At 62.5% G+C, this 14,967-nt stretch carries 12 protein-coding genes; 7 read left to right on the top strand and 5 right to left on the bottom strand.

The window, feature by feature from the left end; translation table 11 throughout:
- The first annotated feature begins 9 nt into the window (after positions 1-9).
- Positions 10-687, top strand: a complete 678-nt coding sequence (locus ACX3P0_RS17980; protein ID WP_459090562.1) for an adenosylcobinamide amidohydrolase — start codon at positions 10-12, stop codon at positions 685-687.
- 16 nt (positions 688-703) lie between these two features.
- Here the strand turns inward: ACX3P0_RS17980 and ACX3P0_RS17985 are convergent, their stop codons facing one another.
- Both ACX3P0_RS17985 and ACX3P0_RS17990 read right to left on the bottom strand, forming a co-directional pair.
- Entirely contained in the window at positions 704-1,729 is a 1,026-nt protein-coding gene (locus ACX3P0_RS17985; RefSeq protein ID WP_459090564.1) for a LacI family DNA-binding transcriptional regulator, read from the bottom strand.
- A 108-nt stretch (positions 1,730-1,837) separates the two neighbouring features.
- Positions 1,838-2,692, bottom strand: coding sequence for a helix-turn-helix domain-containing protein (locus tag ACX3P0_RS17990; protein WP_459090566.1), 855 nt, complete (start codon positions 2,690-2,692; stop codon positions 1,838-1,840).
- A 130-nt stretch (positions 2,693-2,822) separates the two neighbouring features.
- Here ACX3P0_RS17990 and ACX3P0_RS17995 point away from each other — a divergent pair, with 130 nt between their 5' ends.
- The 5 genes from ACX3P0_RS17995 (at position 2,823) to ACX3P0_RS18015 (ending at position 9,341) form a co-directional block, all read left to right on the top strand.
- Positions 2,823-3,761 (top strand): phytanoyl-CoA dioxygenase family protein, encoded by a 939-nt coding sequence (locus ACX3P0_RS17995; RefSeq protein ID WP_459090568.1) that lies wholly within the window; start codon positions 2,823-2,825, stop codon positions 3,759-3,761.
- A gap of 197 nt (positions 3,762-3,958) precedes the next feature.
- Complete coding sequence (locus ACX3P0_RS18000; RefSeq protein WP_459090570.1) at positions 3,959-4,783, top strand: inositol monophosphatase family protein; 825 nt, start codon at positions 3,959-3,961, stop codon at positions 4,781-4,783.
- Between the two features lie 51 nt (positions 4,784-4,834).
- On the top strand, positions 4,835-5,890 hold the full coding sequence (locus ACX3P0_RS18005) for an ABC transporter substrate-binding protein (RefSeq protein ID WP_459090572.1): 1,056 nt from the start codon (positions 4,835-4,837) through the stop codon (positions 5,888-5,890).
- Between the two features lie 104 nt (positions 5,891-5,994).
- Positions 5,995-8,199: an ABC transporter permease gene (locus ACX3P0_RS18010; RefSeq protein ID WP_459090574.1), complete on the top strand. Its 2,205-nt coding sequence runs from the start codon at positions 5,995-5,997 to the stop codon at positions 8,197-8,199.
- Positions 8,200-8,213: 14 nt separating this feature from the next.
- The gene (locus ACX3P0_RS18015) at positions 8,214-9,341 is read left to right on the top strand and encodes an ABC transporter ATP-binding protein (protein WP_459090576.1); all 1,128 of its coding nucleotides are present in this window, start codon (positions 8,214-8,216) and stop codon (positions 9,339-9,341) included.
- Between the two features lie 37 nt (positions 9,342-9,378).
- Here ACX3P0_RS18015 and ACX3P0_RS18020 read toward each other — a convergent pair whose 3' ends face one another.
- From ACX3P0_RS18020 to zwf, 3 genes are all read right to left on the bottom strand, one after another.
- Positions 9,379-10,659: a cysteine desulfurase-like protein gene (locus ACX3P0_RS18020; protein ID WP_459090578.1), complete on the bottom strand. Its 1,281-nt coding sequence runs from the start codon at positions 10,657-10,659 to the stop codon at positions 9,379-9,381.
- Positions 10,660-10,781: 122 nt separating this feature from the next.
- Complete coding sequence (gene pgm / locus ACX3P0_RS18025) at positions 10,782-12,434, bottom strand: phosphoglucomutase (alpha-D-glucose-1,6-bisphosphate-dependent) (protein WP_459090580.1); 1,653 nt, start codon at positions 12,432-12,434, stop codon at positions 10,782-10,784.
- A 49-nt stretch (positions 12,435-12,483) separates the two neighbouring features.
- Entirely contained in the window at positions 12,484-13,872 is a 1,389-nt protein-coding gene (zwf, locus tag ACX3P0_RS18030) for a glucose-6-phosphate dehydrogenase (protein ID WP_459090582.1), read from the bottom strand.
- A 369-nt stretch (positions 13,873-14,241) separates the two neighbouring features.
- Between zwf and ACX3P0_RS18035 the strand changes: the two genes are divergently transcribed.
- Entirely contained in the window at positions 14,242-14,718 is a 477-nt protein-coding gene (locus ACX3P0_RS18035; RefSeq protein ID WP_459090584.1) for a hypothetical protein, read from the top strand.
- Positions 14,719-14,967 lie beyond the last annotated feature (249 nt).

A 14,967-nucleotide genomic window follows, 5' to 3' on the forward strand; every position in this document is an offset into this window, starting at 1 on the left:
AGAGCCGGCATGAAAGCCTTTTCAGTTTCGTGCGCCAGCCCCATTCTCGTCGCGGAATTTGCCATTCCGCAGACCGTGCTGAGCTGGTCGCTTACCCGGCCGGGTTTCGTCACGGCACGCAAGGTCGCGTGGCTGCATGTTCGAAACGACGACCTGCCGCTGGGCGTCGATCCCGCCCGGTTGCTCGAAACGCGAATGGCGGCGGCAGGCCACGCGGATGCGGTCCACCTGATGACGTCGCGCTATGTGGAGCGCCATCATCTGGCAACGGCGGTATCCGGTGCCGCCACCGCGACCTGCCTTGCGACGGTCGGCCTGGGCAATGCCGCAAGGGTCGGCGCGCCGCCGCTGCTTGGCGCCGCCGTCGGCACCATCAACCTGCTCGCCCATGTCGACCGGCCGCTTTCTCAAGCGGCCCTGATCGAGGCGGTGTCGATCGCGACCGAGGCCCGGACCGCGGCCATCATCGATCTGGACTGGCGTCAGGGCGGCAAGCCCATCACCGGAACCGGGACCGATTGTATCGCCGTCGCAGCACCATCCATGGAAGGCGGCGAGAATTTTGCCGGGCTGCATACCGACATCGGCGCCGCGATCGGCCGCGCGGTGTATGACGCCGTCAGCCAGGGCGGCGCGCTCTGGGTCGAAGAAAGGCGGGAACTGATCTCGGTCGGGGTTCAGCCATAGGTAGTGTTGACGCGGTTCAGGTGGGGCCGGGCCTTACGGTTTCGCGCCAGACGATCGGTGCGGCAAAGGTCATGCGGCTGCTGGTATTGACGCCGTCTTGCGGCGACGAAACCAGTTCCGCCACATGCAAGGCTATGGCCTCGACCGGAGGGGCAAAAGTGGTGAGCCGATACGACGCCCAGCCGGCCTGTTCGATGTCGTCGAACCCGATGACGCAAAGGTCGCGCGGCACGTCCAGCTTGAATTCGTGGCGGGCGGTATCGAGAAAGCCGCAGGCGATCAGGTCCGTTACGCAAAAGGCCGCATCCGGGCGCATCTTGCCAGCAAACAATTGCCGCGCCCCCCGTACGCCCGTGTCGTAGGAGGTCCGGCCTTCCCGCCAGACGATAACATCCAGCCCATGGTTACGGGCCGCCGACACGAAGGCCTCTTCGCGCTTCAAGAGGCTCGGCGTTCCGGCCGCCGACGTTACCAGGGCGGGCCTTTTGCAGCCGGCGCGCACGAACGCATGAAGGGCTGCCTCCGCCGCCGCGGCACTGTCGACCTGAATGTTGTGCGGCCCGGAGAACCTGTCGTCCCGGTTGATCAGGATAAGACGCTGCCCGTTTTCAAGGCAACTGCGGATCAGCGATTGCGGCGGCGCTCCAGATAAGACGACCGTTGCATCGGCCCGGTAGTTGAATGTCTGCTTGAGGGCATGGTCTATGTCCTGGCTTGGGCCGGACGTGTTGAGGACCATGATAACCTTGCCCGCGTCGCGCAAATGCCGGGCCAACGCCTGCAGCATGCGCGCCTGATACGGCGTATCCGCTTCGGCAACCGCCAGACAGACGATGCCTGTGGAGGACCGCATCAGGCCGCGCGCCAGATGATTGACGTGATAGCCGAGTTGTTCGGCGGCCTGCATCACCCGTTCGCGCGTCTGGCTGGAGACGCTTGCTCCCGGCGTGAAGGTGCGCGATACCGCCGAACGCGAGACGCCCGCGAGTTCCGCGACCTGCTTGGCGCTTGAGAAGCTGTTTTGAGGCTTTGGAATTTTCAATTTCAGGCCATGGCCATGTGTCGGTCTCGATATTTTGCACACCATTGCAAACTCATCAATGAGCTTGATGGAAAGTCGGTGGATCTCGGGCCGATTGCAGGTACCAGCCTATCGGGAGAATGACGAGCGATACTCGCGGGGCGACATGCCGCGCAGCCGCCGGAACTGCCGGTTGAAATTGGCGAGCGATGCGTAGCCTACCTCGTCGGCGATATGCTGGATGGGCTGGTTCGTGCCTGAAAGGCGCGAGCACGCCTCGCCGATCCGCAGGCCGATCAGATAGTCCGAGATGCTCGCCTGCGTGTGCTTGCGGAACATGCGATGCAGGCCGGAGACGCTCAGCGAGGCAATCTCGGCCACTTCCGCCAGATGCAGCGGTTCAGGATAGTGCTGGTGGAGGTGCAGCAGGACGCGATCGATGCGCAGCCGGCTTCCTCCCACCGGCTGGGGCGCTCTGGTCGAGAGCGGCTGGCTGTCACCGGCATCCGCGATCCGCAAAAGAATGTCGAGGAGCCCCATGAGGCGTTGCGCCGGCGGTTGCGCATAGATCACCTGGAAATTTGCTGCAAGCGCTCTGCCTAGTCCGTTTCCAAAGGCCAATCCCGTCGAGGCGCCGGCGATGAGCCGTTCGATGGGCCGGAACTCAACGGTGCCGTCGATCAGGCCCTCGATCCATTCCTTCCGAAACCAGAAGACCAGCGCCATATGCGGCTCGGCCGGGTCGAGCTTTTCGCGGGAAGCCCATGTGTGCGGAAGATTGGGCCCGACGAGCACAAGGTCGCCATGGTCGTAATTGCCCACATGATCGCCGATGAAACGTTGCCCGCGCGAATTGAGCGTCAGGGTCAGTTCGAACTCGGGATGATGGTGCCACTGGAACGGAATGGCGTCGGGGAGCCGGCGGTTCAGCATGCTCCAGGACGCATCCGGCGGTACCGGCAAATGTTCCAGCAATGGTCGCATCGGGCACCAATCCGGTTTATCACGCCATAATAGTATCAGAACTTGCCAGTCTCCGGCAACATGGCGCGGCTTACGCGCGTATTCTGCCCTCATGTCCTGATATTCAGGGAGGCCAAGATGGGAGACCGACATGCAGACCGCTACCGCACTCAAGCGCGACAGCCATCCGACGACCGCCGCCACGATCCAGCTCAAGGATATCCAGAAGACCTTGCCGCTGCGTGTTCTGTCGCAGGCGGACTGGCAGCATTGGACGACGAAGGGATACGTCATCGTCCGGGGCGCGGTGCCTGCGGCCAATGTGGAGCGGCTTGCCGACCTGCTCTGGCAGTTTGACGAAAAGAACCCGGCGGACGCTTCCACCTGGTACGCGCCGCAGCGGCGCGACCACAAGATGAAGGAGCTGAACAATACGGGGATGCTGGAAATCTACAATCACCAGTACCTTTGGGACAACCGCATGGAACAGCGCGTCTATGATGTCTTCGTCGACATCTGGGACCGGGAGGACCTTTGGGTCACGATCGACCGCGCCAATCTCAATCCGCCCAAAAAGGTCAAGGGCAACCCCAACGGTTTCATTCACTGGGACGTGGACACCTCCATCCGGCCGCTGCCGATCGGCGTTCAAGGCGTGCTCAGCCTGCAGAAGCAGGACGGCGATGTCGGCGGCTTCCAGTGCGTCCCCTACCTCTTCGAGCATTTCGAGGAATGGGTGAAGACCCAGCCGGAAGACCGCGATCCGATGCATCCCGATATGACGGGGCAAAAAGCGGTCAATATCGACATGGAACCGGGCGACCTAATGATCTTCAACTCGCTGCTGGCTCACGGCGTCCGCCCTAACCATTCGGACAACCGGGTGCGCATGGCGCAATATGTGTCCATGCATCCGGCGGAATGGGAAGACGAGGCGGTGCGGCAGGAACGCATCCGGCTCTGGCGCGAACTGGATCACCCCAAGCGCGATGCTTTCCCGGGCGACCCTCGCGAGTGGGAAAAGCACAACGCCAAAACCGCGTCGCTCTCGCCCCTTGGCGAAAAACTGCTCGGTCTCACGCGCTGGTAGCGTGGTGCAAAGGTGGCCGCTCCGACCGCCTTTGCCTCGGATGATGTAGCGCCGTGGCCGAATTCCGGCCATGGCGAAAGCTCCGGTTCAGACAAAACGACAAGCCTGCCTATTGACACACCGGTCCGGATGAAACAGTTTTGCACACGAGTGCAAGACTGTTTGTGCATGGAGAGGCACCGGATGAACGCTGCGAGATGAATGCCACCGTCACTCAGCTGTCGGTTGCCGATCTGGACCGCCGCGAAGCGGTCTGCCGCGAATTGCTGGTGTCGGCCGGTCGCATCGCCATGGCAGGATTTGCGCAGTTTGGCGCGGGTGCAGCAGTCTCGTTGAAAGGCCCGCAGGATTTCCTGACCAGGACCGACGGTGAGGTCGAGGCGCATGTGCGCGGCGCTCTTGCGCAGGCGTTTCCTGATGACGGCTTTCTGGGCGAGGAGACCGGCGGTGTCGCGTCCTCGCGCATCTGGGTGGTCGATCCGATAGACGGCACGGCGAATTTCATGCGGGGCATTCCGCATTTCTGCATTTCCATCGCCTTTGTCGAAGACGGACGCGTGATGATTGGCGGCTTGGCTAATCCGGCAAATGGCGAGGTCTATTTCGCCAGGCGCGGGCAAGGCGCGAAGCGGAACGGCCAGGCGATCCACGTCGCTGCCACGCATGAATTTGAAAGGGCAACCGTCGAGTTCGGCTGGTCGCCCCGTATCCCCAACCAAGCCTATATCGACAAGGTCGCGGCATTGCTTTCGCTGGGCGCCAATGTGCGCCGTTCGGGGTCCGGGGCGCTGGGCCTCGCTTACGTCGCCGACGGTCGCACCGATGCCTATGGCGAGTTGCACATAAATTCGTGGGATTGCCTGGCGGGATTGCTGCTGGTTCGGGAGGCCGGCGGACGGGTCAACGCCTTTCTGGATGGCCAGGGCCTGATGCACGGCAACCCGGTGCTGGCGGCTGCTCCGGGCATAGCCGAAAGCGTCAGCGCTGCCCTTGGCATCCCCTTGGGCGCCCAAGAGGTTTGACGCGAGGTTTTGACAGCGACCGTAACGAAAACATCGAAGGGAGGAATAGCAATGAACAAGAACGAATTTGCCGGCCGACAGAGGTCCGGCCCATGGTTGGCGCTCGCAGCCGTGGTCGCTGTGTTCGGCGTTTCAGGCGAAGCCCGCGCGGCCGATCGTAATCTGGTCATGTATTGCGGCGTCGACGAAGCCTGGTGCCGCGCCATGGCGACGACCTACCAGAAGAATACCGGCGTCGACGTCGATATGACGCGCATGAGCGCCGGCGAAATCTACGCAAGACTGCGCGCCGAAAAGGAGAATCCACAGGCCGACATCTGGTGGGGTGGCACCGGCGACCCGCATCTGCAGGCGGCCGAAGAGGGGCTGTCGCAGGAATACAAGTCGCCGCAGCTCGCGAACCTGCGCGACTGGGCGCAAAAACAGGCCGAACGCTCCAAATACCGCACCGTCGGCATTTATCTTGGCGCACTCGGCTACGGCTACAATGAAGACGATCTCAAGCAGCGCAACCTGACGGCCCCGAGCTGCTGGGCCGACCTGATCAAGCCGGAGTTCGAGGGCGAAGTCGAAATGGCCGATCCCAATTCGTCGGGAACCGCCTGGACGATGCTGGCCACGATGGTCCAGTTGATGGGCGAGGACAAGGGGTTCGACTATTTCAAGCAGCTTAACAAGAACATGGCCGAATATACCAAGGCGGGTGCTGCTCCCGCATTGGCCGTCGGCAAGGGCGAGACGCTGGTCGGCATCGCTTTCCAGCACGATGTCATCAACGCCGCCAAGCATAACCCGGCGGTGAAGGTGGTGTCGCCTTGCGAAGGCACAGGCTACGAGATCGGCTCGATGAGCATCGTTACCGGCGCCAAGCATCTGGACGAGGCGAAAAAATTCTACGACTGGGCACTTAGCCCCGACGCGCAGAAGCTCGCCGCCCCGAATGGCAGCTACCAGATCCCGTCCAACAACGACACGCCCGTACCGCCGGAGGCTCCCGATCTCAGCAAGATCAAGTTGATCGACTATGATTTCGCAAAATATGGATCGACCGAGGTACGTACGCGGCTGCTGAAGCGCTTCACCGACGAAGTGCGCAACGGCGGCTGACCGAATAAGCGGCCCGCTCCCTCGGGGGCCGGCCGCTTATTCCCGGCGCAAGCCTCCCATCGATAGCCGAAGTTTTCGAGCCGACCTTGCAGAAAGGACAGACCATGGCGCGCCCGTCGCCCTTATCTGCTGCCGATGCTACCCGTGGCGCTGTCTGGTGGCTCGTCGCCGGCTGGGCCGGCTTCGTGCTGCTGCCCTGGTACAAGGTCGAGGGCGGGTTCTTCTCTCTGGACTGGCTTGCCAATCCGGCCGGCGCCAGCCCGGCGATCATGTTCGGCCTCAGCGATCGGCCCTGGCTGCTGCCCCTGGCATTGCCGTTGCTGCTGGCCAGTTGGCAGGTGCTCCGCCACCGTACTCAAGGTCTGGCGGTAGCAGGCGTTCTAGGTCTGGTCTGGCTCTCGCTGCAGGGACTGGCGATCATCCATTCCGGGTGGAGCTTTGAGTGGCTCGCCAATCTTGCCCAAACACCGGGACCGACGCAGCCCGGCCTCGGCTGGGGCGCCGTCGCCTATGCGCTTTCCATGCTGATGTTCATCGCCGCTTTCCTGGCCAAGCGCGGCTGGTGCAAAGGCGACCGCTTCGTCATAGGCTCCCTGCTCGTCATCATAAGCTCGCTGGTGCTTTTCGTCGCCTATCCGCTGCTGAACATCCTTGCCTCGGCCGTGAAGGACAATGCGGGAACGGTCGCTCCATCGCTGTTCGTTGAAAAGCTGTTCAGCGCCAATATCTGGAGCCTGAACTGCCTCGTCGGAGGCAACGTCTGTGGCGTGGCCTGGAACACCGTTGCCGTGGCGCTTCTCGTCGGCCTGTTGTCGACGGCGCTCGGGCTTGGCCTGGCGCTGATTGCGCTTCGTACCGACCTGCCGGCCAAGTGGTTGCTGCGCGGCCTGTCGATCCTGCCCATCATCACGCCGCCCTTCGTCATTGGCCTGGCGCTTATCCTGCTGTTCGGGCGCTCGGGCATGGTCACGAATTTCTTGTCGCTGCATCTGGGCATTCCACGCAGCCGCTGGATTTACGGCATGGCCGGCATCACCATCGCGCAGGTGCTGGCCTTTACCCCGATAGCGTTTCTCGTCATCGTCGGCGTGTTGCAGGGCGTCAGCCCGAGCATGGAAGAGGCATCGCAGACGCTGCGGGCCAACCGTTGGCGCACCTTTTCCACCATTACCTGGCCGCTGATCCGGCCGGGGCTTGCCAGCGCCTTTCTGATTGCCTTCATCGAAAGCATGGCCGATTTCGCCAATCCGCTGGTCATCGGCGGCAATTTCAACGTTTTGTCGACCGACATCTTCTTTGCTGTGGTCGGCGCGGCGCACGATCAGGGGCGCGCCGCCGTGCTGGCCATCGTGCTTTTGGCGTTCACGCTTGCCGCCTTTGTCATCCAGCGCCGCTGGGTCGGCAACCGCAGCTATGTGACGGTATCGGGAAAAGGCGACGGCGGCGTTCCCGCACCCTTGCCGGCCGGCTTGCGCATCGGCTGTTTTGCCGTGGCGGCTCCGTGGCTGCTGCTGACCGTGGTGGTCTACGCGATCATCCTTGGCGGCGGCTTCGTGCAGTCGATCGGCCGCGACAACACGCCGACGCTGCAATATTTCCTGACCGCCTTTTCCGTCGAGAAGGGCGTCGACGGCTGGTTCCTCAGCGGTTCGGCCTGGCCCTCGCTGACCATGACGATCGGGCTTGCCCTGCTTGCCATGCCGTTCACGGCGGCACTCGGCATCCTGACGGCCTACCTGCTCGACCGGCAGAATTTCGCCGGCCGCAGCCTGTTCGAATTTTTAGCCATGATGAGCTTCGCCATTCCGGGCACCGTCATCGGCATCAGCTACATCCTGGCCTTCAACGTGCCGCCGATGCAATTGACCGGGACCGGGTTGATCATCGTCATCTCGTTCGTGTTCCGCAACATGCCCGTGGCGATCCGGGCAGGCCTCGCCAATCTCGGCCAGATCGACAAGAGCTTGGACGAGGCGTCGCTGACGCTCGGCGCCAGTTCGTTCCAGACGCTGCGCCGGGTCATCCTGCCGATCCTGAAACCGGCCATCATCACCGCCATGATCTACAGTTTCGTGCGCGCGGTAACGGCCGTCAGCGCCGTCATCTTCCTGGCCACCGGACGTCTCAACCTCGCCACCGTCTATATCGTGGGCCGTGCCGATGTCGGCGAATACGGCATTGCCATCGTCTATGCGGCGGTACTGATCGTGGTGATGCTGGTCATTCTCATCGGTATTCAACTGCTGGTCGGGGAGCGTCGGCTGGGCCGGCGACGGGCAGGCGGCGAAGCGATTGCGGCGCAGATTTAAGCGGGAAAACGAAAATGAGCGATAACACCAGCGCCGCGACAACCATTCCCACAGGCGAGCCGGCCGTGCGTTTCGACGTGGTGACCAAAAAATATGGCAACGTCGTTGCCGTCGATCGGGTCTCCTTCGATATTGCGCCGGCCAGCCTCGTCACGCTGCTCGGGCCGTCTGGCTGCGGCAAGACGACGACCCTGCGGCTGATCGCCGGCCTGGAACAGGCGAGCGGCGGCCGCATCCGCATCGGCGGCGTGGACGTGACCACGTTTTCGGCGGCGGAGCGCGACGTCAGCATGGTGTTCCAGTCCTATGCTCTGTTCCCGCACATGACGGTCATGGAAAACGTCAGCTACGGGCTGCGCTCCATGGGACTGAAGAAAGCCGAAGCGGCTGAGCGCGCCGCCGAGAAACTCAAGCTGGTAGGCTTGACCGGGTACGAGTTGCGCCAGCCGAGCGAACTCTCCGGCGGGCAGCAGCAACGCGTCGCGGTGGCCCGCGCCATCGTGCTTGAGCCGAAGGTACTGCTGTTCGACGAGCCGCTGTCCAACCTGGACGCCAAGCTGAGGCGGCAGGTTCGCGAGGAAATCCGGGGCCTGCAGCAGGACCTTTCACTGACCGTCGTCTATGTGACGCACGATCAGGAGGAAGCCCTGGCGGTGTCGGACCGGATCATCGTCATGCATGCGGCGCGCATCGCGCAGGACGGAACCCCGCGCGAACTCTATAATGCGCCGGCAAACCGCTTCATCGCCGATTTCATGGGCGACGCCAATCTGCTCGATGTTGCGGTGACCGGCCTCGATGGCGCGCACGCACTTGTCAGCGCCGGGCCGCTGCACTTGCGGCTGCCGCATCGCGGTATCGGCAAGGGCATGGCCAGCCTGGCGGTGCGGCCGCATGGCGTGCACGTTGCAGCGCGCGAGGCAAAGCAGGGCGAAATCCAGGGGCGCGTGCTGAAAAGCGCCTATCTCGGGGACCATATGGAATACAGGATCGCGACCGCCGATCCGGACGCGGAATTTTTCGCCATTGCCGCCGATGTCAAGACGCCGCTGGCGGTCGGCTCGACGGTTGCCGTGTCGTTCAGTCTGGACGATGCGGTGTTGGTGCCTGCCGCCGATAAAGGCAAGGACGGCCCCGCCTGATCGGTATCGCCGATTTCCTTCTGGCCGCTCCGTTTCGCTAAGCTGGCACGGGTGCATCCTGCGCAACGATTTCGGTGAGCGCGGCAAGCGTGCGCTCGATCTCTTCCATTGTGTTGTAGTGGGCGACGCCCAGCCGCACGACGCCCTCGTCTTCATCAAGGCCCAACAGGCGCGCTGGTTCCAGCGCATAATTATGGCCCGACCATGCGTAAATGTTCCGCTCGCCGAGTGCTGCGGCGATGGCGTGTGTGGAAAGGTGGGAATGCGTGAAGGAAATCGTCGGCACGCGATGCGCCATGGAAGCCGGATCGGTGATGCCGTGAATGGAGATGTCGGGAAGCTGCAGCAGCCCCTCGATCAAGCGCCGGGAAAGCACGTTTTCATAGGCCTCGGCGCTCTGGTAGGCGCCCAGCAGTTTCTGCCTTCGCGTGCCCTGGTGGCCCGTGGCTTCGCCCAGCCATTCGAGATAATCGACCGTGGCGGCAAGACCGGCGAGCAGTTCTGTCTGCGGGGTTCCCGTCTCGAACCGTCCGGGCAAGTCGTCGCTGGCGCAGCGCAACTTGTAGGGTTCCAGTTCGGCCAGAAGGCTCTCGCGCCCCCAAACCATGCCGAGATGCGGGCCGAAGAACTTGTAAGACGAGCAGGCCAGGAAATCGCAGCCCAGCGCCTGCACGTCCGGGAGCCGGTGCGGCAGCAGCTGAACGGCATCGACATAGACCAGCGCGCCGGCCTGCTTGGCCATGGCGGTGAGGGCCGCGACATCGTTGACGGATCCCGTCATGTTGCTGGAATAGTTGAGCGCGAGCAGGCGCGTCCGCTCGCTGAGCAGCGGCTTCAGGTCGACCGGTTCGATGCGCCAGCTTTCGCGATTGAAAGGCAGCCATTTGACCGTCAGGCCGAGGTCCTGCGCGAGCAGCAGCCACGGCGAAACATTGCCTTCGTGATCCATCCGCGTGACGATGATCTCGTCGCCCGGTTGCAGCCGCCTGCCGATCGAGCGGGAAAGATGCAGCGTCAGCGTCGTCATGTTCTGCGCGATGACGATTTCGCGCTCGGAAGCAGCGCCCAGCAGGTCGGCTGCCGCCCGATGCGCGCCAAGCCAGATGGCTTCCGCCCGCTTCGAGACGGCAAAGAACCCGCCCAGATTGCTGCTGGCGCCGGCCATCGCCTCGCCCACGGCATCGATCACCTGTTGCGGCACCAGCGTTCCGGCCGGGTTGTCCAGATAAATCGGCGGATTGGCGGTCCTGGAAAGTGCCGGAAAACGGCTACGCACGATCTGGATGGGAAACGCGTTGGAAGTGTCGTGCAGGGTCATGGCTTGCCTCGTGGTCAGATGCGGCTGATCGCTAATCACAATGCTACATGACTGTACCCTGACCAGGGTGCAAGCAACCTCTCGGGGAATAACTATTGGCCCATCGCATCGGCAGCGCGGCTTCAGGTTCCGCCAAGCGCCTTGTCGACGATTGTCTGCGCTTCGGTCAGGATGGCGTGGAGATGGTCTTTCCCGCGAAAACTTTCGCCGTAAATCTTGTAGATGTCTTCCGTGCCTGATGGGCGCGCGGCAAACCAGCCGCTTTCCGTGGTCACGCGCACGCCGCCGATTTCCGCATTGTTGCCCGGTGCGCGGCTGAGCACCGTCTGGATCGGTTCTCCGGCCAAGGTCTTCGACGTGATTTCATGCGGGGAAAGTTTTGACAGCTTTGCCTTTTGCGCCGGCGTCGCGGTCGCCTGTATCCGGTCGGCGACCGGGTCGCCCAGTTCCTTCGTCAGGTCGCGGTAGACCTCACCGGGGTTCTTGCCCATCCTCGCCGTGATTTCGGCCGAAAGCAGCGCCGGAACGATGCCGTCCTTGTCGGTTGTCCAGACGGCGCCGTCGCGGCGCATGAACGTTGCGCCGGCGCTTTCCTCGCCGCAAAAGCCGAGCGAGCCGTCCTGAAGACCCTGCGCGAACCATTTGAAGCCCACCGGAACTTCATACAGCTTGCGTTTCAGCCGGGCGGTAACACGGTCGATCATCTGGCTGCTCACTACCGTCTTGCCGATGGCGGCATCGTTGCGCCATTCGGGCCGATGCTGGAGCAGATAGTGGATGGCGGCCGACATATAATGGTTCGGCGGCAAGAGGCCGTTTGTCCGGGTAACGATCCCATGCCGGTCGTGGTCCGTATCGCAGGCGAAGGCGATGTCGAAACGATCCTTCATGTCGATCAGCCCCTGCATGGCGTAGGGCGAAGACGGGTCCATGCGGATCTGGCCGTCCCAATCGACCGTCATGAAACGGAAGGTGGCATCGACCTGCCGGTTGACGATGGTCAGGTCGAGTTTGTAGCGCTCGCCAATGGCGGGCCAGTAGTGGACCCCGGCGCCGCCGAGCGGATCGACGCCCATGCGGATATGGGCGCCGCGAATGGCGTCCATGTCGATGACATTGCCGAGATCGTTCACATAGGCGTTCAGGAAATCATGGTCATGGGTGGTCGGGGCCTTGAGCGCCTTTTCAAGCGGCATCCGCCGCACGTCCTTCAGGCCACCGACGAGCAGTTCATTGGCCTGCTTTTCGATCCAGCCGGTGACGTCGGTATCCGCCGGCCCGCCATTGGGCGGATTGTACTTGAAGCCGCCGTCGCGCGGCGGATTGTGCGACGGCGTGATGACGATGCCGTCGGCCAGCCCGGTCTTGCGGTCGCGATTATAGGTGAGGATCGCATGCGAAACGGCCGGGGTCGGCGTGTATTCACTGCGCGCCGCCATCATCACCTCGACGCCGTTGGCGGCCAGCACTTCCAGCGCGCTGGCAAAGGCCGGTTCCGAAAGGGCATGGGTGTCGATGCCGATGAAGACCGGGCCGTCGATGCCCTTCTTCTTACGATACAGGCAGATCGCCTGGCTGATCGCCAGCACATGCGCTTCGTTGAACGTGTTGTCGAAGGAAGAGCCGCGATGCCCGGACGTCCCGAACGCCACCCGCTGCAGGGCAACCGAAGGGTCCGGCGTCTGGCTGTAATAGGCCGTGACGAGCCTGGCGACATTGACCAGCAGGTCGGGCGTGGCGGGCTTGCCTGCCAATGGGCTGATTTTCATGGCCATGCTGATTGCCTTATGCTTTGGAGATCAAAGTGCGTTTGGGGTCGGACACCTAAGTGGCGGTTGCGGTTTCGCCGAACAGGGGATCATGCCAGCCGCCGTCGCCTGCGGTGAGGGAAGCTGCTTTCACAGGTCCCCAGCTTTGCGGCTCATAGGGTTGGATCGGGACGGTATTGCCAAGAACCGGTTCCACGGTGCGCCAGGCGGCTTCGATGCTGTCATAGCGGGCAAACAGCGAGGCATCTCCGACAAGGGCTTCGCCCAGCAAGCGGTCATACGGGGTTTCCACGCCGCGCTCATGGCGTTGGGCGACAAGTTCCACGGTTTCGCCGATCATGGCTTCGCCGGGGGTCTTTACCTGCGCGTCGATCGAAATGAAGACATCGGGGCTGATCCGGAACCGGACGGCGTTCGGCGGTGCCGGTTCGAACAGGGCATGGGACGGCGGCTTCAGCCTCACCGTGACTTCGGTCGCGGTACCGGGCATCTGCTTGCCGGCGCGGATGTAGAACGGCACGCCGGTCCAGCGGTCGTTGTCGATATGAAGGCGCAGGGCAACGAACGTCTCGACCTCGGAACTGGCGCTCACGCCGGGCTCCTTGCGGTAGCCCGCGAACTGGCCGCGCACCACATCGTCGGGAGAGAGCGGGCGCATCGCCTTGAACAGCTTGTGCTTGGCGTCGCGCATGGCATCGGACCGTTGGTCGGCCGGCGCGTCCATCGCCAGCAGCGAAACCACCTGGAGCAGATGGTTCTGCACGACATCGCGGATCGCTCCCGCACTTTCGTAGAAGCTCCCGCGCCCCTTTATGCCGAACGCTTCGGCCATCGTGATCTGGACGCTATCGATATAAATGCGGTTCCAGATCGGCTCGAGGAAACTATTGGCGAACCGGAAATAGAGCAGGTTCTGGACCGGCTCCTTGCCTAGATAGTGGTCGATGCGAAAGACGGCCTTGTCCGGGAAGAATTCCAGCAGCGTGCGGTTGAGCGCCCTCGCCGATGCCAGGTCGCGCCCGAACGGTTTTTCGACGATGATTCGCGCGCCTTCGGCGCAACCCGAGCCGGACAGTCCCTTGACCACGGTCCCGAACATTTCCGGCGGAATGGCGAGATAGTGCAGGGGCCGGACGTCGGCGTTTCCAAGAACCGTGCGCAGCCGCGTGAAAGTGGCATTGTCGCCGTAGTCGCCGCTTATATACTGGAGACGGGCGGCCAGCTTGGCGAACGCCTCACTGTCCATGACGCCGTGCGTTTCAATACTGTCGCGGGCCCGGGCAACCAGTTGGTCACAGGACCAGTCGGATTTGCTTATGCCGATGACCGGCATGTCGAGCTGGCCGTCTCTGGTCAGGGCCAGCAAGGCCGGAAAGACCTGTTTGTAAGCCAGATCGCCGGTCGCGCCGAAAAACACGAATGCGTTCGATGGGGCAGGGAGCATGCCTTAGCCGACCATCGAAGAGCACATTTCGGGTGGAAAAAAACGATAAATCACCGGATGCCGCGCCACTTTGCTATCCCCTCATTCTTTCGATCGTTCTGGCGCAACCAAGCTGCGCTATGGGGCGCCGATCCTGGCCCCGATAAGGCTGCATCTGCAAGACAATCCCTGCAGGCAAACGGCCGCTCTCCCACCACGTTCCTTCACAAAGGCGTGTGGCCGCCTTGCGTGGTCCCGATTTCAAGTCGTTCATTTGCTGGCGACGGCATCGATGATGGATATTTAAGCGGTTTCGAGCCGTCCTTGGGATACCAATCCTTTGCCGGAAGGGGCTAGATGCCTATATTCTCGCAATGAACGGAGATTGCCATGGGTCTTCCGGAATTTCGGGAAGAGTTTGAAGCGTTCAAGAAGACGCTGCCCGATCCGGGGGTGATCAATTGGCACCCCAACGGGTTCAGCCTCCCCGATCCTGACCTCGCCCTCGATCGCACCGAACTCATGTTCTACCAGTGGTGGGCGGCCATGGCTGGCGCCCGCGACCAATATCGGTCCATGGTTCAGCGGCAGGAAGGGGACGCGCTGCGCTACGGCCTTGACGTTGGTGTGCCGTGCCTTCTCGAGCATATCGATTGGGTTCTTGCTTTTCTGGAAGGGCTACCGGCCGTGCCGGACTGGAATGCTTCGAACATGAATATCGGGCAACGGGTCGAACTCATGGATTTTGCCAAGCGGTATGTCCCATCCATCCAGCGGTGGCTTTCCCTCACGAGAAGCCTGCGAGATTCCGTCCAGTCTATGGTGCGGGATTTTGACTCCGGCCGGGTCTCGTTTTTGAACGAGTAGGCCGAAGCCGGCCGATTAAGTCCCGACCAGGGACAAGCGGTGGAGCTTGCAAACCCCACGCTTGATGTGGGCGATGCTTGTGACGCATCAGGAAGGCGCAGGGACAGCCATGCGCCCGCCGCGTCGTGCCAAAAAGAAAGTTGACTTCCGACTTCTTCTCGACAATCTGCCGGACCGGGTCCGGCATTGAACGCGGGTGGCGAGTTCGTAGAGAACGGTCGGTGACAAATGTGAAATCGTTTCGCCTTG

It is taken from the genome of Mesorhizobium sp. A556 (assembly GCF_054489545.1).